The organism is Rahnella sp. WP5 (assembly GCF_000745615.1).
GTDB classification, from domain to species: Bacteria; Pseudomonadota; Gammaproteobacteria; order Enterobacterales; family Enterobacteriaceae; genus Rahnella; species Rahnella aceris.
The window spans coordinates 521,892-546,831 of the sequence record NZ_JQJR01000005.1; the positions used below are offsets into that span (position 1 = coordinate 521,892).

Consider the following 24,940-nt stretch of genomic DNA (forward strand, 5'->3'; position numbering starts at 1 on the left):
ACCCGGCATCAATTTATCTTCATGATGATGAAGGCCATATAATTTTATGACGGGTTAACGGGGTTATAATGCGTTTCGATCATACCGGTTATGTCGTATCAGATACCGATGCAACCGTCGCGGCTATTAAACTCTTTTTCCCCGTGACCGTCAGGTATAAAGAACAGATTCATGCTCAGCGGGTGTTAATCACGTTGCTGTCCACGGCAGAGGGAAATAACCAGGTCGAACTGGTTGAGCCATTGCCAGATAATATTCATCTGCAAAGTATGCTGGATAAATCAGGCAAGTCATCCCTGCCTTATCATATTTGTTTTGTTGTCGATGATTTTGACCAGCAATATCAAACCATGAAATCCGCAGGCTGGATGGTATTAACGCGCCCGTTTCATGCCTTTAATAATCATCACCGCGCCAGCCACCTTTATCATCCTGATGCCGGAATCATCGAAATCATGTCGGGGTCGCTATGAAATCATTTTACGATCACCCATCAGACGCGGATTTTTTCACGCCGGATGCCCAGGCGCAGGCGATTGCCGATAAGCTCCGCCAGATAACCTCGCCGGACGACACGCGGGCGGTCATCAGCCAGTGGACGCAGGCTGCGGCGTTTAATCTCCTCGGCGTGCCTGCTGAATACCCGTCACACAAGCCACATCTTCAGGATTATCAGCACATCCGTTTGACTGAGCGCTACCGGCTCTATGAAAAAGTGGCCTTTATCTCCCCGATACTCATGTTTTCGGCTCCCGGCCCCGGCATGGCGGCTTTTGCCGTCTCCGGGCTGGGGACAGAACAACAACAGGATGCTTTTTTTAGCCGCTTTCAGCAGACCTTATGCTGGTCATGTTTTGCGATGACTGAACCGGAGCAGGGAAGCGATGCAAGCGCCATGGAAACCACGGCGTCGCCGGTTGACGGCGGGTATCTGCTCCGCGGGAGAAAAATGTTCATCGGCAACGGCATGATTGCCGATACCGGTGTGATATTTGCCCGCACAGCACCCGGACCTCTGGGTATTAATGCTTTTATTTTTAATCCGCAGTCAGCAGAAATTTCCCGCTACGCACTGGAATTAAACGGGTTGAAAGGCACTAACCTTGCGCACATGCAGTTTGATGATCTGTTTATCCCTGAAGCAGACATGTTGGGCAGGCATCTGAAGCCGACGGAGCGGTTTGCAAAATCCGCCATCGCCACATTCGATGCCCTGCGTCCTTGCGTCGGCGCGCTGGCGCTGGGTGTCGCGCGACGCGCACTGCACGAATGGCAACATGAGCGGCGAATGACACCTTCGCAGTCTGCCTGGCTGTCGCAGATGGAACGCCGCTGGCTGGTGGTCTATCACCACGGGCTGCGGGTCTGCCAGCAAACCGAAGATAAGCTTCCGCCGGAAAATCATCCCGGAATGGTAAAAACCAGTTGCGTGATCCTGGCGGAAGAGCTGATCTGCGGACTGATTCACCGTACACCGGCCAGAGATATGCGGCTGCTAAACACGCTATGGCAGGCCTTCCGGGATGTGAAAGCCTTTGAATACACTGAGGGAACGCGGCAGATCCACCGTTTAAATCAGGGGTTTTCCCGGCCGCAAGAGGTGAACACATGCCTGTAACCGTCACCTTGCTCGGTCAGGGCACGATAACGGTTCTTACCCGCAGCCAGGCCGTCACACCGGACAGCCGGCATTTCATTGCTTCAGAACTTTTGGCGACAGAACACAGGGCGGCGGGCAACTGGTATCATCACTGGCCTGAAGAGGATTGCGGAAACCGTCTGCATGCTAAAGCCCTGATCACGCTTTGCCAGCACCATGTTCTCTCCTCTTCGGAGAGTCTGCTGGTCTACGATTCACGGTATCCGGCCGCACGCGGCGCCACCCCTTTACTGCAAAGTTTGCTGTGCCACTGCCCGGAATTTTCCGAAGCCTGGGGGATTTGCAGTGGCCGTTTTGATCCCGGTGAGGCGTACAGGCTGGCTCAGACCCTGATGCAGGAGGAATGCCGCTTACTTTATCTCTACGACCCGATACAAAGGCTGAGTCAGGATCCCACGCCTCAGGAGTCAGAATTGCACTATCTGATTTTCTCGGCACGGATGTTGAGAAAGTAATGGATAATTTGCTGGTTTCGCTGACAGATAAGCTGTCAACCCCGGCTGTTTTTCCGATGCGTCCCTCAGAGGTGCAGCAGCTCGCGCTGATGAGAACGGAAACACTGCATTGCGGGCCATATCGCAGCCGGGTGCTGATCAGTCAAGGTCCGATGCAGGCGGCAAAAAAAGCGCTTGTGTTACATGGCTGGGGCGGTCATCCCCTGATGCTGGCGCAGGCTAAAGATATTCTGCTGGCGCAGGGATATGAAGTGTATCTGCCGTTTTTACTCGGACATGATCCGCAAACGCCAGCCCCCTGTGATTTTCCCGCACAGTGCCAGTTACTGCTCACCCTGCAAAATACCTTGGGTGCTTTCGACACCGTCGTTGCCCATTCTGCTGGCGGGCTGATCACCGCGTTGTCGGCATCTCTCGGCTTTCGCTTCAGCCGGCTGGTGCTGATGTCAGTTCCGGCCTCGTTTACCAGCCTGCTGCAACACTATCTGCGGCAAAATCATCTGCCTGAATCTTATCTTGCCCCGCTGTGCGCGTGGTATCAGGCCCGCTTCCCGGCACCGGAGATGCCCGCAACGGACTCGCTTTTTGCGCTGGGCGACATCCCTGCACTGATACTTCAGGGTCAGCAGGACACCAGAATCAATCCGGCCGATGCGTGGAAAATACACCGTCAGTTACCCGGCAGCCAACTGGCATTGATAGAGCATACCGGCCATCTGGGTGTGCTGACTCATCAACGGACACACTACGAATTAAACGCCTTTCTCCGTACGGCAAACGCTGATCCTGAAAAAAGGAGCCACTATGTTGGGTCACATTGAATCCCTGACGGTCTACATTCCTGAACAACGGAAATCACTGGCGGAAGTCGCGCCCGCGCTGCAACTGAGTCCGCTGGATATCAGAATGTTTTCCCGCTTTTACGGGCTGGCAAGTTTCCCGCGCCAGCCGGGTTCACTTGATGATCTGTTGCGCCCGTTGTTAAAGCAGTTCACCGACAATCACGCTGATTGGCTCCCCCGCATTAAACATGTGGTGCATGCCCATACGCTGCCCGGCATTCGCCCTTTCGACCTGTCGGGCAAAGCCCTGCTCGACGAGGCCGGATTTGCTGACGACACCCATTACACCTCGCTGACGATGGGGCATTGTTCGACGTCATTGTCAGCCGTGGAATATGTTTGCAGCCGGATTAAAACGGGGGAATATGCCTTGTTGCTGGTCGGCGAAAAGGCCTTTCACCCCAAAGTCGAACTGATCGACGATACCACCATTATGGGCGAAGCGGCCTGCGCCGTTCTGCTCAGTCGCGCCGGGGAACGCTGCAAAGTGACCGCCAGATACAGCATGCAGGCGGGTGAATTCAGTCAGCATCGCGGAAATGAATCAGGTAAGGAATCACGCTTCGCCAGCGTTTATTTTTCTTTTATCGCCACCGCGATGCGCAATGCTCTGGAACATTTCGGGCATACTGCCGGTTCGCTTGACTGGATTGCACCGCATAATGTGAATTTATCGTCGTGGCAGAAACTTGCTGACGAACTGAATATTCCACGGCAAACACTATTTCTCGAAAACGTACCACGTTATGGTCATTGTTTCGGCGCAGATCCTTATCTGAATTTGGCGACATTGATCCGTCAGAAAAGATTATCGCCCGGCAATCATGTGATGCTGGTAAGCGTAGGCATGGGCGCGACCTTCTCTTCATTGTTGCTGGTATTATCAGCCGGTAATGAAATTCCGGTATTTTGCAATTTGGAGCAATTTCCAGATATTAAGCAGGATTAAGTTAATACGCACTTGTTCTTTATGTGATGTGTTAACTCCTCATGGCTGATATTACCCGATACTACCCGCAGCTGAATGAACTCCAGGCACTGCTCACCACGGCTGGCAAAATTTCGGAATATAAACCGGATCAGGCGCTGGCCTGTTTTGATCATCCCGAACTGATGAGCATTGCCTGTATCGGCATTCCCTCCCGTTTTAATCCCTGGGAAACGGCGGCCTTTTCTGACGTTGATTACTCACATCACTTACAGATCATCGAATATCTGAGCCGGGCAGATGCCAGCGCGATGATGATGTTGCCCGGCGCATCCCTCAGCACCCGCGCTATTTTGACGCTCGGCACTGAACAGCAACAGGCACGTTTTTTCGCCTGTTTTGAACACAGCCCTGCCTGGACATTTTTTGCCGTCACCGAGCCGGGGTTTGGCTCCGACGCCACGGCAATTGCCTGCGAACTCACGCAAAACAGTCAGGGATGGTGGCTGAACGGGCAAAAGATGCTGGTCGGCGGCGCGATGCGCGCCAGCGCGGGCCTGGTATTTGCCCGTTATGAACAGACCCACCGGCTGGTGATGGTGTTTCCCGAAGGGAAAACCGGACCTTTGCAGCGTGAACTGCTCGATACCTTCGGGTTAGCGGGTGCAGCACTGACACGTCTGACGATGACCAATCTGAGTGTCAAAGAAGACGATATTTTAGGGCATGAACGCCGGGGATTGCAGCAGGGGCTTAATGCGCTGAGCAAGGTCTTTGAGCGCCACCGTCCCATGGTGGCGGCCATGGCGCTGGGCACCACTTACGGTCTGCTGAAAGCGCTGGAAACCCGACCATTACCTGCGACTGCGCGACATTGGATCGCCTGCCAGTGGCGTAAATATCATGTTCTCTTTGAGCAGATGCTCGCACTGGCGGAAGGCTATCGTACGGGTCAGCAGCAATATGCCAGCACCAGCCGCCTCAAATTAAGCGCTACCCGTCTGGCCGAAGAGACGGCGAGCCATCTGCCCCACTGGCTCGCCACCGAAGACTGGCTGGAAGAGACTTTCCTGCGCAAGCGCTACCGCGACAGCTTTGCTTTTGAATACATGGAAGGCACCAGCAATATCCACTTACTTAACAGCTTCCGCACACCTGAAATTCAGGGAGATCAACGCCATGCTGTACCTTGATCCCGCCGATATTGTCAGCCAGTCGTTTCATCACACCGAAGTCCCTCAACCGGAGTGGGAAACGGATATTCCGCACTGGCGTTCGTATGTTCAGCATTTTTTCGCCGCTAACGGTGAGCCGCTCAGTCAGGAAAACGAGCAGGTTAACACCTGGATCACCAGCAATGAACGGGCGGCCTTCAGCGATATGGTCGCTACGTTGCTGCCACATCTTGCCCCGGTCGTTCAGCCGCAGCGGGTGAAAACGGTGCTGATGGCGCACTGGACGCCTGACCTGCACATGGGGAGTTCTGTGGTGAATTTAGCCATACATCAGCTCGGCCTCACCGACTGTCTGGCGCTGGCAATCAGCGATCGCGGGCCGGATGCGGCGTTGTTCGCCCTTGATGGCCTCAGCGACTGCCTGCAAGGGAAAGCGGAAGACGGATTGTTACTGATCGCCGAACAAAAAAGCCTGATGTACTTTTCACCGCTGATGGCGCGCCTGCAACCGGAAAACAATGCCTGCCTCTGTCTGGTCAATACGCAACAGCGCGGATTACGTTATCTGGGGTATCAGCGTCTGAAAACGTCCGCAGATTTTAGCGAGGCCATCTTGCAGTCCGTTGAGCACTTCGGATTTACCCGCGAACGGTTAACGCTGATCGGCCCTCAAAATTGTCTCGCCAGTTTACCGGAAGGCTTTACGTCACTGGCGGTCAATCCCTGCTTACTTTGCGCGGCGCCTTTTGTCGCCCTGCGTCAAAACTGGCAGCCCGGACGTGATTATCTGCTGATGAGTGAACACAACGGACGGATAAGCCTGTGCGGTCTGGCGGCAGCAGAGAACCTGAGATGAATATTTTTGCGCTGAAAACCTGTATTCCTGTCACACGGATATCGCTTGACGCGATCCTCGCCCATCGCGGCGCGAACCCCAGCGAAGCCCGGACTTTCCGGCATCTTTTCGGTTTTCAGGAAGCGTCAACGCTGGCTGAAGACGAAAGTGCCACCGCGACGTTTGAATCACTGTTGCAGCAAACCGCCGTACAGTTAAGGCAGGCTGAAAAAATCGATGCGATTATTTTGGTTCAGGGATTGCCTGCCCGTTCACGACGGCAACGGGTTGATTTAGCGTTGCTGCGACAACGTTTTGATTTTATTGCCCCTGACGCACATCTCATCACCCTCAATCAGCAAAACTGCGCCACGTTATTCTGGGGTCTGCTGATGGCCGGGCGCATGCTTGAGCAGGGAAAATATCAGTGTGTGGCTCTGCTGGCAGGCGACACGCTGGCAGATTTCAGTCTGGCAGAGCGCTATGTTCCCGGCTGCACATTAATCGGTGATGCCTTTGCGTGTGCCTTACTGAGACCGGGCGGCGGTGAGCGCAGGGTGTCCGGCATTCACTGTTTTCATCATCCCGCATTCTGGCAGGGCCTCGACGGCAGCCGGGAAGATATTAAGCGTTTTTATCAGTCTCATGACGCTCTGATCGACATGGCGCTGCGTCAGTATCCGGCTGAACAGCGGAAGGACGCATGGTTACTGCCTCACAACATTAACCGCCTGAGCTGGCAAACCTGGCGGCGGCATCCTGATCGCGCCCATCAGCGGATCGCCACCGATCTCATCGGGCAATGCGGACATTGTTACACCACCGATCCTCTCTTACTGCTCGATACCCACCCGCCAGCCGAAACCGGCCAGCCAGCCATTTTACTTTCTGTCGGGCTCGGCGGTTGGGTGGGCAGCGCCATGATCACTTCAGACACATTTGCGGAGCCTCAGGATGCCCGATAACGCGCAAGCCATCCCTTTTTTCACCCCGCCTTCCTCACAGTTTGCCCGGCTCGGTTTTCTTAAAATCGCCGAAATGGCCTGTCGTCAGCACGGAGATAAAGTCTGGATTGGTGAAAAAGACAATGCGGTGCTGCTGCTTGCCGGCGCCCGCCATGTCCGGTTGCTGATTGAGCAGGAAAGCCAGTTCGTGAAGGAATTTGAACATCTTTCCTCAGCCTCAACTATCGGACGCATCTTGCTGGGCCAGTCACTGACGACATCCAAAGAAGGCGAGGAATGGCGGCTGGCGAGGAAACTCACCACACCGCTGGTGAACCCTAAATCCCCGTTGCTGAAACAAAGCACTGACCTCTCCGCCCGCTGGCTGCTGGGTATTCTGCAGGATCCGCAGCAGACCTCATTGCGTGAAATCTGCCTGCACTGGGCGCTGATGTGTGTGGCAGAAGGATTTTTTGGCCGGGAGATCAGTCTGGCCCAACTGAATACGCTGATTGGCCATTTCCGTGATATCTATCTGCAACTGATTATCGCCGCACCGGACGCGGATTATGAGGCACTGTGCAGGCATCCGGCACTGGTCGCCTTCCGGCTGGAGGCTGAGTCCCTGCTTGGTCCGTTGCTGGATGACGCCAGGGGCGGCAATACCACGATGCTGGAACGTCTTTGTCAGGCGCTCAGTCCCGGCGCGCACCCCGAAGCGCGTGAGAGAGTGATCAGTCTTCTTCTGGGCAATCTTGCCGCCAGCGTCGATAACACGGGTATTGCCTTGTTATGGACGCTGACACATCTTTCGCAGCACCTGAACTATCAGCACTGCGTGCGTGAGGAAGCGGCTCAGGGCAAACGAAACATGGCCTCAGCCATTGTCCGGGAATCGCTCCGGCTGACGCCGGTGACAGCGTTTTTTGAGCGCCGGGTGGCAGAAAATATCGTGGTGGATGACGTGGTGATTACGGCGGGCACGCGGGTTTTATTCTCCCCCTGGCTGATTCACCGTCATGCCGCCTGCTGGGCAGAACCGCTTTGCTTCAGGCCGGAACGGTTTCTGGGTGAAGAGAAAATTGCGCCGGAGCATTTTTTACCCTTTAGCGTCGGAAAACGAAACTGTGTGGGCATGACTCTGGCTCTCGATCAGCTGACCACGGCGGTTGCGACACTGTGCGAACATTTTCAGTTTTCGCTCGCCCCTTCGACGTCACCTGCCGCCCTCACCCCGCTTTTTGCGCTTAATGTCATCCCGCGCGGTGACCTGTCTTTCATTCTCACGTCCACAAACAAGGCTGAACAGCATGACCACATCCCGTGAGATCCCGGCGCTGAGCCTGTTCTGCTTCGCCGATGTGGCCAGAGACAACTTCGCTGATAAATATGAACAATTATTAAGTACCGCACGGCTGGCAGATACGCTGAATTTTCATGCTATCTGGACGCCCGAGCGGCATTTCCATACCTTTGGCGGCATGTTTGCTAATCCTTCGGTGGTCAGCGCGGCGCTGGCGGCCTGCACGCAACGTATCGGTATCCGGGCTGGCAGCGTGGTGCTGCCGTTACATGATCCTCTGCGGGTTGCCGAAGAATGGGCCATCGTCGATAACCTGTCTCATGGCCGCGCTGGCGTGGCGTTTGCCAGCGGCTGGCAGCGTAATGATTTTGTGCTCAGGGCTGAGAATTACCGCCAGAGACAACAGGTTCTTTTTTCCTCACTGGCGCAGGTTCAGGCGCTGTGGCGCGGTGAATCCGTCACACGCCACGAGCTTTCGCTGCCTGCGCAACCCGAACCGGTCAGCCTGAAAACCTGGCCTGCACCCTTTCAGACAGAGATCCCCGTCTGGCTGACCACCGGCAGTAATCCCGATTTATTTACTGAGGCCGGAAAACGCGGGCTGAATGTGCTCACCCATCTGGTTTCGCAGACCCGCGAGCAACTGGTGGAAAACTGCGCGGCGTATCGCCTCGCACGCCGTCAGGCGGGTTTTGATCCCGCAGAAGGCACCGTCACATTGATGCTGCACACGCAGGCCGGAGCAGCACGAAAAACGCTGTTGCCACGGATTAAACCGGCACTTACCGGTTATCTGCAGGCATTTATGGCGCTTTCCGACAATCTCAGTCAACCACGGGTCGCCGATGCGGAGCAAAATGAGAAGAAGCAAGCCTACACACTGAAATGGGGAGTAGAGAAATATCTCAACCACTGCGGTTTATTTGGCTCTGCACAAGAATGCGCAGATCAGCTTGCCCGTCTCAGGCAGGAAGGAATCGATGAAGTTGCGTGCCTGATGGATTTTGGAATGCCTCAATCAAGTGTGGAAGAAACGCTTCGGACACTTGCTACATTGTTATGAAATCAAGGAATTATGATGAAAAAAATCACCCTGACGCTTACCCTGCTCGCCTGTGTCACCAGCACTTCTGCCCTCGCCGCAGAAAAAACATTCCCCCTGGAAGCCTTTAGCGCAGTAGAAGCCAGACAGGGCATTAATCTCACCATTAAGTGTGCCGCAACGCCGTCTATGGTGGTCTCCGGTTCGCAAGACACGCTGAATAAATTGAAAGTCACCCATGACAATCACGCTTTACTGCTGGTCAATGATGCCGCTGAAAATGATCGCTTTATCTCGCACACGCTGGATATCACCCTGTATACCAGCGGCCCGCTGAACAGTCTGGCCGGGAAAGCGGGTGTTAAAATAGCCGCACCGGCCTGTGCGGTGGATCCGAAAACACTGGCCGTTTCCGGCAGTATGGGCACGGATATCCGCGCTGAAGGCAAAACGGCTGAACTGAATCTGGATCTGGCCATGGGCGGGAGTTTTAACAAGAAGCCTCAGAATTTTACGGCGGAATCGGCTAACGTACGCATGAGCATGGGCGCGGAATCCTCACTGTGTCATATCCCCAAAATTCAGGGCACGCTTGCGGCCGGGGCTCGTGTTTCCGTCAGCGCCTCTGCTCAGGTGGATACCGGTTCTGCCAGCTCATTTGCCAGCGAGATTTCCACTTCTGGCTGTGCTTAACGCGCCTGATTAACTGTCCGCCTGAAAAATACAGACCTGCCATCTGACCGGCAGGTCTTTCAGCGGAGCACAGGCGCCATACGCCAGACAATACACCCCGTCGTTTTCAATCAGCCGGTGATGTAACAGGCCGATCTCTTCTTTACGCTCATCGAATACGTGCGCGATGCCACTGTGTTGCGGGATGGCACAAAAACCGGCGAGCGACTGCGTAAGGCCGGTTCCCCTGACTTTGAGCCACGCTTCCTTCACACTCCACAGTCGGGTAAAACGCAACAGGTAATGCGCCTCATCTTCTGCCAGCCAGTGCTGTTCATCAGGGTTGAAAAACCGGCGGGCGATGGCTTTTTTCGCCTCAACGTTTCCGCTGACTTTTTCCAAATCCACCCCGACCTCTGCCCCGCGACACAGCACAATCGCCGCCGAAGTTCCGCTGTGGGATAAGTTGAAACGCAATCCCGGGAAATCAGGGAGCCAGGGTTTACCCTGAGGCGTTCTTGCGATACTTAACTGTTCATCGGTCACCGATAAGTAGCCCGACAATACCTGACGCAGCCAGCACTGCGCCTGCTGTCGCAGCAGTTGCCCTGACAGCGATGCCTCAAAGTGACGGAGCAGGCAAAGCCCCTCTCCTGCCTTCAGTTCAGGCAGGGGATCACAGTGGGAGATTGAGGGTAACGCGGCAACCGGTTCGATCATGGCGATTCTCCAGAGACAGATACCCGCCATGACTTTCAGCGATTTGCCGGCACAAAATCAGCCCGATGCCACTGCCATTGGGTTTGGTGGTATAGAAAGGAACAAACAGATTTTTGGGATTGGTCAGCCCGACACCCTGGTCAAGAATGGTCACAAACAGACAGCCTTTTTCTTCTGACCATTCAATACACACCGGCGCCGTGGTATCGCTCGTCGCCTCATCGGCATTCTTAATCAGGTTGATAAGCAACTGATGGATTTGCACCCGGTCGACATTTACCCTCAGCGGCGCCGGGCCTTTCAGGGTAATTTTACGGTGCGCAAACAACAGCGGCAGCTCCGCAATCAGGGCGGCAAAATCAAGCGGTGCTTTGACGGGGGGGGCGAGTTTACTGAGCTGGCGGTAACTGCTGATAAAAGCGATAAGTTCTTTGGCCCGGCGGTTGATCAGATCGATGCCTTCCGCAAAGCCCTCCGGCAGGTTTTCTGTATGGCGGCGATAATGCTGCTGGAGCATCTGGCTGATGGAGGCAATCGGGCTAAGAGAATTGTTTATTTCATGGCTGATCACCCGCAGCAGGTTTTGCCAGGCTTTTTGTTCTTCCTTACGCAGCATGTCGTCAACATCACTGACAAACAGCAATACGTTTTGGATCCCGTCCACCATATAGGTGTCACTGGACACTTTATAACGCCCCGGACGCCCTGCATGACTGGACTCCACCGGATGCTCCCGGTTGGCATTTTGCAACAACGTATCAAGTTGCCAGTGACTGCATTTTTCGCCAATCAGCTTTTCCAGCGATGTGCCCAGCATCCGCGAGGCCGCATCATTACACCACATCAGCCGGTTATTGCCGTCAATCGCGAAAATCGCCACCGTGATATTAGAAATCACTTTTTGCAGCAGAAAATCCATTTCTCTTTGCTGCTGGCGGTGGCGGGATAACTGACCCGAAATGGCGTTGATCTGTTCAATGACCCCTTCAAACACCCCTTCCCCGCTGGTCACACCGCGAAGGCTAAAATCTTCCTGCTCAACGGCTTCTAACAGGTTAGAAATCACATTGATTTTGTAGAGAAGTTGCTGGAAAAAGTGATAGGAAAAATACACTAACGTGACGCACAGAATAAAGAGCGTGAGAAATTTCAGGTAGAGAGACTGCTGTGGGAAAAACCACAGCAGCAGATAGGCAACAACGCCCCCCAGCGGGGACAAACTGCACAGTATTAAATGACGTGACTCAAAGGATCGAAAAAGTTTACTCATGACAGATTTTTAATTTATCCAGTCGTCGGTAAAAAGCGCTGCGACTCAGCCCTAACGATTCTGCCGCTTTCACTGCATTCCCGTCATAGTGACGCAGGCGCTGTAAGAGCACAGTTTCTTCCACTTCTGCCAGCGTGCCCGTCTCAAGTTGCGTCACCGGTTTTTGCTGTGGCTCATGACCGCTGTTTTGCCCCTTCACAGGCAGCGGCAGGCAAAGATCTGCCAGGTCGATCGTATTATTGCGGCAAAGCAATACGCCGCGTTCCAGCAAATGGCTCAGTTCGCGGATATTCCCCGGCCATGAATATTCATGCAGCCCCTGTCGCGCCATCGCCGATAATACCGGTTTAGGTTTACTGTATTTGCGGGCAAAACGTTGCAGGAAACGTTCAGCCAGCGGCTCAATATCTTCCTGCCGTTCACGTAGCGGCGGTAACGGAATTTGAATAACATTCAGCCGGTAGAGCAAATCCTGCCGGAACCGCCCTTCAGTCACGGCTTTTTCAAGATCCGTGTTGGTGGCCGCAATGATGCGGCACTGAGTGGTTTGCGTCCGTGATGAACCCACGCGTTCGAACTGCCGTTCTTCCAGGACACGCAGTAATTTTACCTGCTGGGACAAGGGCAAATTGCCAATTTCATCGAGGAATAATGTGCCTTTATCGGCCAGTTCAAAGCGTCCGATGCGATTTTCCCGCGCATCGGTAAACGCACCTTTTACGTGCCCGAACATTTCACTTTCAAACAACTGCTCATTGATGCACCCCATGTTGACTTCAACAATGCTGTGCTCACGGCGGGATGAGAGCTGATGGATATAGCGGGCGAGCAGGCTTTTGCCGGTGCCATTTTCACCCAGAATCAGGATGCTGGTATCCGTGGCAGCCACGGTTTCCACCACGTTGATTAACTGCTTCATGGCCTGAGAGCGGACAACCCATTCATTGCCCATGTCATCTTCAAGCGCCATTTTCAGCAGCTTGTTTTCTTCTCTCAGGCAATTCCCGGAGCGTCTCGCCTGGCTCAGTGCAATCTGTTGCTGAACAATGCTTAACAGGCGTTCGTTATCCCAGGGTTTTTGAATAAAATCCGCCGCACCGGCCCGCATGGCGCTGACGATGATGTCAACACTTCCCCATCCCGTCATGGCCACGGCGGGCAGACAGTCATCAAATTTTTTTAACTCATCCAGCAGTTGCAAACCTTCCAGACCCGACGTGGTGTCTTTCTGGAAGTTCATGTCCATCAGTACCAGATCAAAGGGCTTTGCGGACAAATGTGACAATAAACGGTTGGCCTGCGTTTCCAGCGTCACGTCATACCCTTCCATACGGAGCAGCATGTCGAGGCTGGTCAGAATGCCTGCGTCATCATCAATGACAAGAATACGTTTTTTTTCGTTCATTAAAGCATCCGGCTTGTGCCGCCGCACCCGTCAGGCACGGCGACAGATTATTCATAGCGAATGGCGTCCGCAGGCGACATCCGAATGGCGCGTCGGGAAGGCAACCAGACCGCTAACGCCACAATTAAAGAAATCATGACGGCGACACCCCAAAAGAGCAGTGCAAAGGAGGTATGCCCGTTGCCCAATATACGCGTCAACTTGGGTGCGACAAAGAAGGCCAAAGGCAACCCGATAATCAGGCCAATGAATAATTGCTTACTGCCCTGAAGCATCAGCATCCGTAACAGAACGCCTTCCGTTGCCCCCATCGCCATACGCACCCCGATCTCCTGAATACGTTGATTGATCACATTGCGCATCACGGCATAAATGCCGGTGGCCGCCAGAATGACCGCGACCAGACCAAACAACATAAAGAGGTTGGCAATGAAATGCAGCCCGGCGGTATTCCTGGCCAGACGTTGATTCAACGTTTGCACCTGATTAACGGAGAGCGTGCTGTCAATCTGGCGAACCGCATTCATGAGCGCAGGCCCTAACGTATCAGGATTCTGAGCCCTGAGCACCAGCGTTAATGACGCCGCGGGTATTTGCGCCAGCGAGCGGTAAACCGTGACCCGCTGGCGGAACGCGCTGAAAGGCCGGCCATGAATGACGTTAGGCACCACACCGATAACCGTGAACCAGCGCTGATCATCCGTATCACGAAAACGCAGGCGTTTACCGATGACATCCCGCTCACCGGGCCAGAACTGCTCCGCAAACGACTGACTGACCACCACCACGGGCTGTGAGTCCTGCGTATCACTGCTGGCAAACTCCCTTCCGGCCACCGGCGTGATCCCCATTGCCGTCAGGCTTCCCGGCATCACCTGAACATCATTGACCAGAGGATAAGACCAGCGGTCTTTACTGTTGTTGGTAGACGAATCGATATCCACCTGACGGGGCACGGTAAATTGTCCGACGGCGCTGGTGGTGATGGCCGTTTTTTCAACACCGGGGATCCCGCTGAGGGACGATTGCAGGCGCTGATAGAACAGGATCCGGCTCGCATCATCAGGATACTGGTTGGCATTGAGGTTAATCTGACCGGTGAGATAGCCCTGCGTCGCCACCCCGTAATCGGCACGGGTCGCCTGGTAAACCAGCAGCGCCAGCAGCGCACTTATGCACAAAATGGAACAGGACAATCCGACTTCAAACGTCACCAGAATACGGGACACCCTGCCTGCCCCGCGACTTTGCGCGCCCCGCGTTCCATCACGCAAAACATCGTTGAAATTACCGTGGGTGATTTTCCACGCAGGCAATGCACTGGTAACGACAGCCGTCATGATGACCAGCACTAACGCATTGAGGATCATGACGTTATCGAGTGACAAATGCCACCAGAACGGAATTTTGTTCGGTACAAACGTCGGCAGTAACGTATTGGTGATCTCGAGTCCCCAGGCGGCGAGCAGAACGGCGATGATGCCCGAGAAGGCGCAAATAAATAAGCTTTCCCACATCATTTGCATGACCAGACGACCGGAAGGTGAGCCCAGAGCAACGCGGATAGCGATTTCCTTTGAACGCTCTGTGGTTCTTGCCAGCAATAAGTTACCGACATTACAACACGCCAGCACCAGCACAAAAGCCACGGCAAAAAGCATGACGATGAATATCGGCATGGTCTCCTCACCCATGAAATTTTCCTGGAATGTCAGTACCTGCGCCGACAGCCCTTTATTGCTTTCAGGATACTCAGAGGCCAGCGACTGCATCACCTGAGCGAGGTCACCGTCAGCATCGGCGAGCGGAACACCGGGTTTCAGGCGCGCATAAACGGATACTTCCGGCGCACCTTTGCGGACCAGATACTGTGCAGGATCCAGCTTAGAAGGCAGCCAGAGATCATGGAAGAAAGGAAAGGCAAAATTGGCGGGCATGATGCCCACAATGCGCGTGTGTATCCCATTGATCAGGACATCTCTGCCAATGAGTTGCGCATCGGCAGCAAAGTAGTTTTGCCACATGCCATAGCTGATAACGGCAACCGGTGTCGCGCCAGGCTGGACATCTTCATTGTTCAGCACCCTGCCACGATAAGGCTGGATGCCAGTATAAGAAAACATCTCCGGCGTATTGCGGATCGCCATATAGGAAACCGCTTTGGTGCCGTCACTGATATCGGCACGTTCAGCATAAAAATAACCCACGTCATTGAGCGTGGTATTGCGGGCCTTAATTTCCTGGTAGTCCAGGAAGTTGACCCCGGAGTCACTCAGACTGACGCCATTGACCGTCGGGTTTACTAACACCATGTTTTTCCCGTCCGGATAAGGAAGCGGCGTAAACATGATGGTGTTAATGACTGAAAACATATAAAGCGTCAGTGCCAGACCGCAGGACATGATAAGCACAGTGATAAAGGTAAATGACGGGCTTTTGAGTAACAGGCGTAAGGCATATCGGATATCAAAAAGCATTTTATGCTTCCTTTATCAGGGTCAGTTCCCGTGCCACATGTCCGTCTCCGACGACCTGCCCGTCAGAAAGCACGATGCTGCGCTGCGCCCGCTCGGCTGAACGAGGATCATGGGTGACGATGCAGATCGTGGCGCCCTCCTGATGTAACTTATCGAGAATATTCAGCACCGCCTCGGCATTGTGGGAGTCCAGGTTACCGGTCGGTTCATCCGCCAGAATGATGGAGGGATTGCCCACGATAGCCCGTGCGACGGCCACGCGCTGCTGCTGTCCGCCGGAAAGCTGCGAGGGATAATGGCGTCCGCGGTGGGACATATTGACCTTGTCTAAGGCTTCCGCCACTCTCTGCTGCCGCTCAGTTTTAGAAATATCCTTGCGGTAAGTCAGTGGCAGGGAGACATTTTCCTCAATGGTCAAATCGCTGATGAGATTAAATGACTGAAAGATAAAGCCGATATCACGATTTCTCACCAGGGCACGCTGCTTTTTAGAAATATTTTCCACGTTGTGCCCGGCCAGCTGATAGGTCCCGGTAGAGGCCACATCGAGCAGACCCAAAATCGAAAGCAGCGTTGATTTACCACAGCCTGAAGGCCCGGAAATCGCCACGTATTCCCCTTTGGAAATGCTGAGCGTGATCTTGCTCAGGGCGTGTGTCTCAATTTCATCGGTCAAAAAAATCTTATTCACGTCAGTGAGTTCTACCAGTGATTCCATCATTTTCATCTCCATCGCATTGTCCTGTAAGCTGGCGTCTTTTGCAGGTGAGCCGGCATTATTTAGTAATCTCAATTTGATCTGCCCCTTGCCAGGCGCTGCCGTCACTGAGAATAATTTTATCTCCCGCACGCAGTCCACTGGTTACCTGAATATAATCCGCAGACCCCTGACCAAAGTTGACCTTCATTTTGGTGGCAGAGCGTTCCTTTTCATCGAGCCGGTAAAGCATCGAAGGTAAATTATTCTGGGCAAACGGTGGCCGCTCAACGTACAGGGAATCATTAATTTTTGTCACCGCGATTAAACCATCAACGCTCAGGTCAGGACGGGCTTCCTGCGGCAGTGGTTGATTGAATGTCACATCCACTTTAACGGTGCCATTGGTCACCGCAGGATCCACCCGTGACAATACCCCGGTGAACTGGCTGCGTCCGGTGTTAATGGTAACCTGCTGCCCGACGGCAAGATCACGGGACTGTAATTCCGGCACTTTGAGTTCAGCATAAAGTTCCTTTTCTTTCGCCAGACGGGCAATACTGGTGCCGGTGGTGACCCGCTGGCCGACCTGGACTTTCACATCCTGCAAAATGCCTTCAATCGGTGAGGTAACATTCAGCGAATCGACTTCCTGCTGGCTCAGCAGCACCAAAGATTCCAGTTTGTTAAGGCGCATCGCACTGGCTTTGATATCAGCATCAATGCTGAGCTTGAGTGTTTTTAATCGTTTTTCCTCAAGCAAAACTTGCTGACGATATTGTTCAGTATTAATACGGGTCGTTTCATATTCCAGCATCGGCACTGCCGCAATATATTTCTTTTGCGCAGCAAGCCGCATCGTAGAGCTGAGTAACCGGCTTTTCGCATCCAATACCAAGGCTTCCTGACTCAGAATTTTATTTTGTAATTCTGCATTAGTGGCGTCAGTCTCAGCCCGGCGGGCATCCAGCTCGAGCCGGTTTTCCTGTAATTTTTGTTCCAGCGTCGGGTTACTCATTCTGACCAATAACTGGCCTTTATTCACCTTCATGCCAGGTTTGTAAATGACCTCTTCCACGCGGGCATCGACATTGGCCGCAACCCAATTGATATCACGCGGTAAAAGTACCCCGTTACCCCGCACTTCAACCGAGAAATTGCCATATTGAACCTGCCCGACCGCGATACTCCCGCGGGAGATCTGATAAGGCGAAAAACGGTAATTATAGATTGCCGCCAGCGTGGCTAAAAAGAGTGCGCCCGCAACAATAAATTTGCGGTATCGCTTCAGTATGAATTTATTCCCGGGTTGCGGGATTGATATGTCCATAATAATACCTTTTCTGATAACTCCTTACCGATGAGCACAAATCGTGCCAACCTTTAAAATTTAATTAATCCACTGATTTTTATGTGTTTTTTAAAAAGTCGCCAATTACGCCTTTTCCCTTAATCATTTTCTATCTCATTAATGGAACGAAAATCGGGACGGCATGCCCTGATTACCCTCTTTTGCCTGCGAAACCCCACGCATATCATGCATTCCCAATATTGGGATATTAAATCAGGCAAGTTAATTAGTGTGTTTCGAAAATGGGATTTTACTATTTACATAACAGGAAAGAATAATAATATCCATTATAAACAATAAGTTGAAACAAATAAAAACATGGCATAGTAATTGCTTAGAGAATAGCGGGGACGGTATTCCAATTTTAAAAATCTGTTCATCACTCATTAATTACGCAGAAGGGGTGTGTATGTGGGAACGCAAACTATCGAACGCTGAAAAAAGTCTTTTCACACAGAAAATAACCGAGGATCTGGATAATCGTCATTTGACTATCTATGGCAAGCACGCTCATACAGACAAAGCATTATGTATTGTTAAGATTATTAATTATATGCTGGAGAATATTTCTGACGAGATCACACTTGAAGATCTGGAAAAAATATGTGGTAAAACCCGCTTTGATATTTGCCGCATATTCAAACATTTCTATGATGTCACACCGATAAAGTGGATGTGGAAGGTCCGGCTGGCGCTGGCCAGGGAATTTATCCATTTAGCCCCTGAGTGGTCTTTGACAGATATCAGCTATGCTTGTGGATTTTCGTCGCTGCCGCATTTTTCCCGAAGTTTCAGCAAGACCTATAATGAGTCTCCGCTCAAATTCAAACAGAATGTCATCAGGACAACACGCCCGGAAATAAAAAAAGAATCATCAGATTATGATTTCATTTTCGGCATCCAGAGAAACAACTTTTCAAGAAGTATGTTAATCAGCAACCTGCACTTCTTATAATTATTAATAAGATTTCTTATGCCATTTTTTATTATTCTCTACACGCAATATCAGTTTTGGTTCATGGAAAGATGAAAAATCCTCATGCAAAGTATCCCTCAGAAAGTTTGAAATATAATTGAAAACAACAGGGTCACGTAATGCGCCGTTGTGGCCCTTTCCCTCTGTAACGATTAATTCACTTTTCTTCAATGAATGGCTCAGTATTTCGGCCTCATCCAGTTCAATACTGAGATCATTCTTATCATGCAATATCATGACAGGTTGCGTTATTGAACCGATAAGCTCGGGACCAATAACATCAGGATGTACACCATAGCGGCGCTGATAAAGCTTTTTCATCGATACGGCAATGCGCCGGGGCAGTTTATTATTGCGGACATATCTGTCCATCATTTTTCCGTAACTGCACGGACTGCCGATTAAAATCATCCGTTTAAAAAGCAGTCCCTGTAGCGCGGCCATGCAGCCAATTAATCCGCCGGTCGAATGACCAATGATCACAGAGAAGTGCCCGTAATGCTTTTCCATCTCCATAACGGCCCGCGACAGATCATAGAAAGACACTTTTTTTCCGGGAGAAATACCATGTGCGGGCAGGTCAGGCGCAAAAACCGTATAGCCTTTTTCCTGCAACCGCTGCGCCATCTGCCGTAACATTATACTCCGGCCATCCCACCCGTGAAGAAGCAACACTTTTTCTGCCTGGGGATCCGCTTGCGGATAAATGAAGACCTTAACAAAAGATTTGCGCCAATAAAGCTCCTCCTGCACGCAGCGACTGAGCAGCATGATTTCCCCCTGCTTATAGGGTAAAGGCCGGGTCTTTTCGAAAAGACGCAACGCGTATAACGCAGAAAGATAGGAAGACATGGCATGCAGGGAATATAAGTCGAATAAACTGATTAATTTGCATGCCCGGGTATAATGCGTCGCAGGCCTTATTTTGGCTTTCATCAGTAACGTCGGACGCAATCGCATAATGACCAAAACCCGCAGATAATTTTGGTGAACCAGCGATAAAAACAACAAGACCGGATAAAAGAAGCTATAAAACATTCTCACTTCCTATTTTATTGGCCAGCCGCCAGTATTCTCTGCCGAACGCGATAAAGTACACCACATTAAAGACAATGATCAGATTCATAATACTTTGCAGTTGCGAGAACTTATCCCATCCCACCAGCAAGGTGATGACAGTCAGCAATTCGATGATAACGGTTAATACCAATACCCGCCGGGCCTGTTCTAATTGTTCCAGCAATGCCTGAAGCGAGGCAACGAAAGACGTCATGAAAAACGTCGGTAACAGAATCAGTAAAATCTGGCTGCTGACATCCTGAATTATTCTGTCACCGGACAGAATTTTTATCAGACTCACTTCGGTGAAATAGACGCCGGAGGTCAGCAGAAGGTAAATAATGCAAATAAAGGCTAACCCACGGTGCAGCAATCGTTTTAATTCTTCTCCGCTGCTGATGGCCAGCCGCTGGTTAATTAATATCGCCAGCGCGGATCCGCAGGCCACGGCGGGGATGACAATAAACATCCGAATCTTGGTCACAATCAGAAAACCGGCGACATATTGCTCACCCAGGGTGCCGATTAACGGGAATATCAGCAGAGAACTGAAAAACAGTACCACTAACGAGGCAAAAATGGGCATCCCCACCTGAAGCAAAAGCCCGCTGAGACGCGGAATAAATGCGCCGGGGCGGTCATCTTCCGCATGGCGACCGGTACGCCATACCAGCCAAAGTGCGACCGGGATAAGCAGGGCAGAAGCCAGGGCGTTGGAAATAATAATCGAATTGAAGCCTAATCCATAAACCTGATAGCCGGTGTAGCAGATCAACGCATTCAGCACGATATACGCGATGACTAACAGCATGCTTAGCGCGCTTTTTCCCTGCCCGCGCAATGCGCTGTTACACATCTCAAGCTGAATAAACGGCAGCATGGAAAGGAAATAGAGCGGTAATGCCGAGGAATAAAATGCATTGCCGGCGACCGGCAACAGGGTTTGCAAAAGAGGAGCGCAAAGCGCCGTCACGCCGCTCAGCAGCGCCACAATCACGATGCCCAGTGTCGCCAGCAGGGAGGTCGCCGCCAGTACCTTTTGGCGGGACCACATATTCAGCGAACGGGCACTGAAAACCTGATTGGTGATAGCCAGGCATTCCAGAATAGCCAGGAATAAGAAACTGAACGGCTGGAGCATCGAAAGCAAATAAATTGAACTGGTTTCTTTCCCGTGCCCCAGAATCGCGGTCTGAATGTTTTGCGAAAATGAGACGGCAATGGCCACCACGATCATCGGCCAGGCTAACTTCAGCAGGTCCGCGATATCTTTGCTCAGGCTGTTACGCCGTAGCAACGTCATCTCAGGTGAAGTATTCATACCCTACGCTCCTGACGTGCTGGCAACACGGTCATGGCAGCGTCTGCGGCCTTCCCGTACAGGCTGTAAATCATCATCGACAGGTAAGAAAGGCTGTGCGTCGAGCCTGATAAATAACCATGCCCGCCCATCAGTTTTTCTGCCCGGTTGGTTAGCTCCGTAATCTGCCAGTGATCCGCTTCCGGGTCAGCATAGTCCTGCGCCGTAACGCGCATCTGCCACTGGAGCAAAAGTAAATCTGTCTGGTTGCTCAGATCGGCAAAATCCGCCTTCACTAACTGATGTCGGGTGGTTTTTATGCCAAAACTTTTTCGCGCGGATAAGTGCTTCCAGCTCATCGCCAGGATCTGGCTCAGGAGCCCCAGGCGCGCCGCAAAAGAAGCCATCAGCGGGATCGGATCATCAGTGATGGTTTCTGTGCCGGTATGCTGCAAAGCAATCCCGAGTGACGCCAGAATACGATCAGACTCCGCGTGCTGCTCCGCGCAGGTTTCACCTTCTGCTGCCAGAATCTGATACCCGCCGCAAAATACGCCGCTGGCCGGGTTGGCCCATTTCTGCCGCATCTGCCGGAAGGCTTCTGCCGGCTCATGGTCCCTGAACAAAAAGTAAAGTCGGGTAAACTCTGCTTCACACATCAGAGCTCTCCAGTTGCAGATGCTGTTCAATCCATTGAATAAGTTTCCCGACAGTGGTGAAGGCATCCTGATTGATTTGATCAGGTTCAAACATCAGGCCGGGGATCTTTTCTTCCAGCGTTAATAAGAACTGTACAAATAATACTGAATCGAGATCCAAATCTTCATTAAAATCCGTTTCCGGCGTGATGTTGATTTTTGCAGACATGACATCATTTAATGCATCATTAACGGCTGACAGAAGTTGTGACATGGTTTACCTCATTATTTTCGTTTTTTTCAATCAGGATACAGGACATCGTTATCCCCATCCCCATAGCAACACAGAGAATTCTTTTACCTTCGAAGCTCTTTAATAAAGAAGACAAGTTAAATAAAATATCGGAGCAATAAGCGTGTCCATATCCTGATATATGCTCAGTAAAAAGCTCGCCCTTGAAGTTCAGTTTATCGGCAATTCTCCTGAGCATGGGTAAATCTATATTACCCGGAACAATCGCATCTATATGGTCAATCGTAAGGCTAAACTTATCCAGTACGTAAAGATAGAAATCATAATAATCTTGTTCGAGTGAGGAGAAAAGTTCCCGCCGTCGGGCGGCCGGAAATTCTCTGTGATTATTATAAAATGAAGACAGATGCCGCACGGCGGTTTGCTTGATTTGCCACGGTGAATGCCCCGCATTGAGGAGCATGGCAGCAGGAATTTCCGCCATAACACTATTATCAAGCTTATTAATATCACAGTGGAAAGCCTTTTCACCGGTGATGAGGATCATCGGCAACTGGCTTTTTATTATCCGGTTCTTTAATAAATGAATCGCCGACAAAGCCGATGCGCAATGATTGAGACTAATTGTTAATTTTTCCCAATGCCCGATTCCACAACGGGCCGCTATCTCATCAAGCCAGCAGTCATCAAAAAAAGTATTATGCGTTTGCGTTTTTGCATAGACCAAATATCCCCGCCCCTTAGCGACATTCAGATTTTCATTCACCAGAGTTGAAAGGGTTTCGTGTAACATTTCTGTATGGCTACCAGAGAACATTCCCACTGTGTGCAGAGAGTAATAACGTTCAAGTACCTTACGCGCGCCTGTTTTTAAATTATGAGATGATTCAAGCGTACTTAATGGCCTTAAAGAGATACGACCAGGCAACCAGCATAAATCATTAAGTGGCAACATATATTCTCACAGGGAATTATTTTAGAGTTATTATAAACGCAGTCCATAATCCCAGAAAAAAAACGTCTTTTTTGCCTGCAATTGCTTAAAGGGCAGGAATTCCCATTTTTGAATCCCAAAAATGGAATGTTATGAGTGTTCAGGAGGGAAAATCGGAAAGAACAGCGTACAAACGGAGCCGTTATAGCTGTACAAAGTGACCGTTGCTGACTTCGCGGTAATGACGCACCGGCGGCTGATAAGTGGCTGAGCGCAGCGGGCTGGCAAGCTCTTCCGGTACCACGGGACGTGTGCGGTGAACATCCGGGTCGGGCACCGGCACGGCGGCCAGCAGTTTGCGGGTATAGGCGTGTTGCGGGTTTTCGAAGATATCGGCACGCGAACCGATTTCGACAATTTCGCCCAGATACATCACCGCCACACGGTGACTGATGCGCTCGACCACCGCCATATCGTGCGAAATAAACAGATACGCCAGCCCGAGTTCCTGTTGCAGATCGAGCATCAGATTAATCACCTGCGCTTTGACTGACACATCCAGCGCCGACACGGCTTCATCAGCGATGATCATTTTCGGCTCCAGCGCCAGTGCGCGGGCAATACAGATACGCTGCCGTTGACCGCCGGAAAACTGGTGCGGAAAGCGCGTCGCCATATTGCTTTGCAAGCCGACCTGTTCCAGCAATTGCGCCACGCGGCGCTTCGCACTTTCGGCATCATGCAAGCCGAGGCTTATCATCGGTTCGGCAATCGCCTGACCAATGCGCATTCTCGGGTTCAGGCTTTCGTACGGATCCTGAAAAATCATCTGCGCCTGGGTACGGATATCCGCCAGCCGTGCGTTGTCAGCCCGGCGGATATCCTGCCCGCGGATCAGCACATCACCGGAAGTCGCTTCAGTGAGACGTAAAATCGTGCGTCCGGTGGTGGATTTCCCGCAGCCGGATTCCCCCACCAGTGACAGCGTTTCGCCCGGTTGCAGGCTGAATGACAGATCCTCCACCGCATGCACCCGGGCAGAAACCCGGCGCAGCAAGCCGGATCTGACATCAAAACGCGTCACCAGATTTTTAACCTCCAGCACCGGCTGACCGGTGCGCAGCGTATCGACAGACTCCGCCACCGGCAGCACTTCGCCGGTTTGGCTGTCGGTCAGCGGGAAGCGTTTCGGCAGCGCCACGCCGTTCATCGCGCCCAGTCGCGGCACCGCCGACAGCAGCGCGCGCGTATAAGGATGTGTGGGATGATGGAAGATTTCCCGCGTGGTTGCCTGTTCCACGGCTTCGCCACGGTGCATCACCAGCGTGCGATCCGCCACTTCCGCCACCACGCCCATATCATGGGTGATGAACAGCACGGACATGCCCTCTTCTTCCTGCAAGGATTTGATCAGCGCCAGAATTTGCGCCTGAATGGTGACATCCAGTGCCGTTGTCGGTTCATCCGCAATCAGCAAACGCGGATTACAGGCCAGCGCGATAGCAATCACCACGCGCTGACGCATGCCGCCGGAAAAACTCAGCGGATATTCATTGAGTCGTGCGGTGGCCGCCGGAATACGTACTTTCTCCAGCAACCGGACGGCTTCGGCGCGCGCGGTTTTATCGTCCATGCCGCGATGGCGTTTGAGCACTTCGGTGATTTGCACGCCGATTTTCAGCACCGGATTCAGGCTGGTCATCGGCTCCTGAAAAATCATGCCGATGCGGTTGCCGCGAATGCTTTGCATCTGCGAACGGTTGAGACTCAGTAAATCCTGGCCGTCAAACCGGATGTTGCCGGAATAACGGGTCTGCTTTTCATCCAGCAAACGCATGACGGACATCGCCGTCACACTTTTACCCGAACCGGATTCGCCCACCAGCGCCAGCGTTTCTTTCGGGCCAATCGAGAAGGAAAGGTCCCGCACCACATTCAGCCATTCGCCGCCCACGGAAAACGCGGTATTCAGTTTATCGACCTGTAAAACCGGGGGTTGCATCA

The 24,940-nt window shown here is 52.2% G+C and carries 24 protein-coding genes; 12 read left to right on the forward strand and 12 right to left on the reverse strand.

The features are described 5' to 3' along the window. Positions 1 to 68 precede the first annotated feature (68 nt). From EX31_RS02455 to EX31_RS02505, 11 genes are read left to right on the forward strand one after another with little or no spacing between them, the layout of a single operon-like run. A complete protein-coding gene (locus EX31_RS02455; RefSeq protein ID WP_037033156.1) occupies positions 69 to 473 on the forward strand; it encodes a VOC family protein in 405 nt (134 codons plus the stop codon). Continuing rightward, a complete protein-coding gene (locus EX31_RS02460) occupies positions 470 to 1,618 on the forward strand; it encodes an acyl-CoA dehydrogenase family protein (protein WP_037033157.1) in 1,149 nt (382 codons plus the stop codon). Before EX31_RS02455 ends, EX31_RS02460 begins: the two co-directional genes overlap by 4 nt. Next, positions 1,609 to 2,115, forward strand: a complete 507-nt coding sequence (locus tag EX31_RS02465; RefSeq protein ID WP_037033159.1) for a hypothetical protein — start codon at positions 1,609 to 1,611, stop codon at positions 2,113 to 2,115. Before EX31_RS02460 ends, EX31_RS02465 begins: the two co-directional genes overlap by 10 nt. Next, entirely contained in the window at positions 2,115 to 2,936 is an 822-nt protein-coding gene (locus EX31_RS02470) for an alpha/beta fold hydrolase (RefSeq protein ID WP_037033161.1), read from the forward strand. Before EX31_RS02465 ends, EX31_RS02470 begins: the two co-directional genes overlap by 1 nt. After that, positions 2,920 to 3,906: a 3-oxoacyl-[acyl-carrier-protein] synthase III C-terminal domain-containing protein gene (locus tag EX31_RS02475; RefSeq protein ID WP_037033163.1), complete on the forward strand. Its 987-nt coding sequence runs from the start codon at positions 2,920 to 2,922 to the stop codon at positions 3,904 to 3,906. The genes EX31_RS02470 and EX31_RS02475 overlap by 17 nt, the downstream gene beginning before the upstream one ends. A gap of 41 nt (positions 3,907 to 3,947) precedes the next feature. Continuing rightward, on the forward strand, positions 3,948 to 5,078 hold the full coding sequence (locus tag EX31_RS02480) for an acyl-CoA dehydrogenase family protein (RefSeq protein ID WP_037033165.1): 1,131 nt from the start codon (positions 3,948 to 3,950) through the stop codon (positions 5,076 to 5,078). Then, positions 5,065 to 5,916, forward strand: a complete 852-nt coding sequence (locus EX31_RS02485; RefSeq protein WP_037033167.1) for a hypothetical protein — start codon at positions 5,065 to 5,067, stop codon at positions 5,914 to 5,916. The genes EX31_RS02480 and EX31_RS02485 overlap by 14 nt, the downstream gene beginning before the upstream one ends. Next, complete coding sequence (locus tag EX31_RS02490) at positions 5,913 to 6,860, forward strand: beta-ketoacyl-[acyl-carrier-protein] synthase family protein (RefSeq protein ID WP_037033169.1); 948 nt, start codon at positions 5,913 to 5,915, stop codon at positions 6,858 to 6,860. The genes EX31_RS02485 and EX31_RS02490 overlap by 4 nt, the downstream gene beginning before the upstream one ends. Then, positions 6,850 to 8,166 (forward strand): cytochrome P450, encoded by a 1,317-nt coding sequence (locus tag EX31_RS02495; RefSeq protein WP_037033170.1) that lies wholly within the window; start codon positions 6,850 to 6,852, stop codon positions 8,164 to 8,166. The genes EX31_RS02490 and EX31_RS02495 overlap by 11 nt, the downstream gene beginning before the upstream one ends. Further along, positions 8,150 to 9,205 (forward strand): MupA/Atu3671 family FMN-dependent luciferase-like monooxygenase, encoded by a 1,056-nt coding sequence (locus EX31_RS02500; RefSeq protein WP_037033172.1) that lies wholly within the window; start codon positions 8,150 to 8,152, stop codon positions 9,203 to 9,205. Before EX31_RS02495 ends, EX31_RS02500 begins: the two co-directional genes overlap by 17 nt. A 15-nt stretch (positions 9,206 to 9,220) precedes the next feature. Then, positions 9,221 to 9,877 carry a GIN domain-containing protein gene (locus tag EX31_RS02505; protein ID WP_156106957.1) on the forward strand — a complete coding sequence of 219 codons (657 nt, stop codon included), beginning with the start codon at positions 9,221 to 9,223 and terminating at the stop codon, positions 9,875 to 9,877. A gap of 9 nt (positions 9,878 to 9,886) precedes the next feature. On the opposite strand, the gene EX31_RS02510 is transcribed toward EX31_RS02505, so the two are convergent. Genes EX31_RS02510 through EX31_RS02535 form a run of 6 tightly spaced genes read right to left on the reverse strand, consistent with a single transcriptional unit; the run spans position 9,887 to position 17,755 of the window. Next, positions 9,887 to 10,576 (reverse strand): 4'-phosphopantetheinyl transferase family protein, encoded by a 690-nt coding sequence (locus tag EX31_RS02510; protein WP_037033177.1) that lies wholly within the window; start codon positions 10,574 to 10,576, stop codon positions 9,887 to 9,889. Then, complete coding sequence (locus EX31_RS02515) at positions 10,533 to 11,846, reverse strand: sensor histidine kinase (protein ID WP_037033178.1); 1,314 nt, start codon at positions 11,844 to 11,846, stop codon at positions 10,533 to 10,535. Before EX31_RS02515 ends, EX31_RS02510 begins: the two co-directional genes overlap by 44 nt. Further along, positions 11,839 to 13,251, reverse strand: a complete 1,413-nt coding sequence (locus tag EX31_RS02520) for a sigma-54-dependent transcriptional regulator (RefSeq protein WP_013577961.1) — start codon at positions 13,249 to 13,251, stop codon at positions 11,839 to 11,841. The genes EX31_RS02515 and EX31_RS02520 overlap by 8 nt, the downstream gene beginning before the upstream one ends. 47 nt (positions 13,252 to 13,298) lie before the next feature. Then, a complete protein-coding gene (locus tag EX31_RS02525) occupies positions 13,299 to 15,728 on the reverse strand; it encodes an ABC transporter permease (protein WP_037033180.1) in 2,430 nt (809 codons plus the stop codon). A gap of 1 nt (position 15,729) precedes the next feature. Beyond that, a complete protein-coding gene (locus EX31_RS02530) occupies positions 15,730 to 16,446 on the reverse strand; it encodes an ABC transporter ATP-binding protein (protein WP_037033254.1) in 717 nt (238 codons plus the stop codon). A gap of 58 nt (positions 16,447 to 16,504) precedes the next feature. Beyond that, positions 16,505 to 17,755 (reverse strand): efflux RND transporter periplasmic adaptor subunit, encoded by a 1,251-nt coding sequence (locus EX31_RS02535; RefSeq protein WP_037033181.1) that lies wholly within the window; start codon positions 17,753 to 17,755, stop codon positions 16,505 to 16,507. A gap of 430 nt (positions 17,756 to 18,185) precedes the next feature. On the opposite strand from EX31_RS02535, the gene EX31_RS02540 reads away from it, so the two are divergent. Then, complete coding sequence (locus tag EX31_RS02540; RefSeq protein ID WP_013577965.1) at positions 18,186 to 18,731, forward strand: helix-turn-helix transcriptional regulator; 546 nt, start codon at positions 18,186 to 18,188, stop codon at positions 18,729 to 18,731. Positions 18,732 to 18,734: 3 nt separating this feature from the next. Here the strand turns inward: EX31_RS02540 and EX31_RS02545 are convergent, their stop codons facing one another. The 6 genes from EX31_RS02545 to EX31_RS02570 all read right to left on the reverse strand — a co-directional run bounded on the left by EX31_RS02545 (position 18,735) and on the right by EX31_RS02570 (position 24,938). After that, positions 18,735 to 19,790, reverse strand: a complete 1,056-nt coding sequence (locus tag EX31_RS02545; RefSeq protein WP_013577966.1) for an alpha/beta fold hydrolase — start codon at positions 19,788 to 19,790, stop codon at positions 18,735 to 18,737. Continuing rightward, positions 19,780 to 21,132 (reverse strand): MATE family efflux transporter, encoded by a 1,353-nt coding sequence (locus EX31_RS02550; protein WP_051930981.1) that lies wholly within the window; start codon positions 21,130 to 21,132, stop codon positions 19,780 to 19,782. Before EX31_RS02550 ends, EX31_RS02545 begins: the two co-directional genes overlap by 11 nt. Further along, positions 21,129 to 21,698: an acyl-CoA dehydrogenase family protein gene (locus tag EX31_RS02555; RefSeq protein ID WP_231576016.1), complete on the reverse strand. Its 570-nt coding sequence runs from the start codon at positions 21,696 to 21,698 to the stop codon at positions 21,129 to 21,131. Before EX31_RS02555 ends, EX31_RS02550 begins: the two co-directional genes overlap by 4 nt. 64 nt (positions 21,699 to 21,762) lie before the next feature. Further along, entirely contained in the window at positions 21,763 to 22,023 is a 261-nt protein-coding gene (locus EX31_RS02560) for an acyl carrier protein (RefSeq protein ID WP_013577969.1), read from the reverse strand. Beyond that, positions 21,998 to 22,957 (reverse strand): 3-oxoacyl-[acyl-carrier-protein] synthase III C-terminal domain-containing protein, encoded by a 960-nt coding sequence (locus EX31_RS02565; RefSeq protein ID WP_037033184.1) that lies wholly within the window; start codon positions 22,955 to 22,957, stop codon positions 21,998 to 22,000. Before EX31_RS02565 ends, EX31_RS02560 begins: the two co-directional genes overlap by 26 nt. 181 nt (positions 22,958 to 23,138) lie before the next feature. After that, positions 23,139 to 24,938 (reverse strand): ABC transporter ATP-binding protein, encoded by a 1,800-nt coding sequence (locus EX31_RS02570; protein ID WP_037033257.1) that lies wholly within the window; start codon positions 24,936 to 24,938, stop codon positions 23,139 to 23,141. Positions 24,939 to 24,940 lie beyond the last annotated feature (2 nt).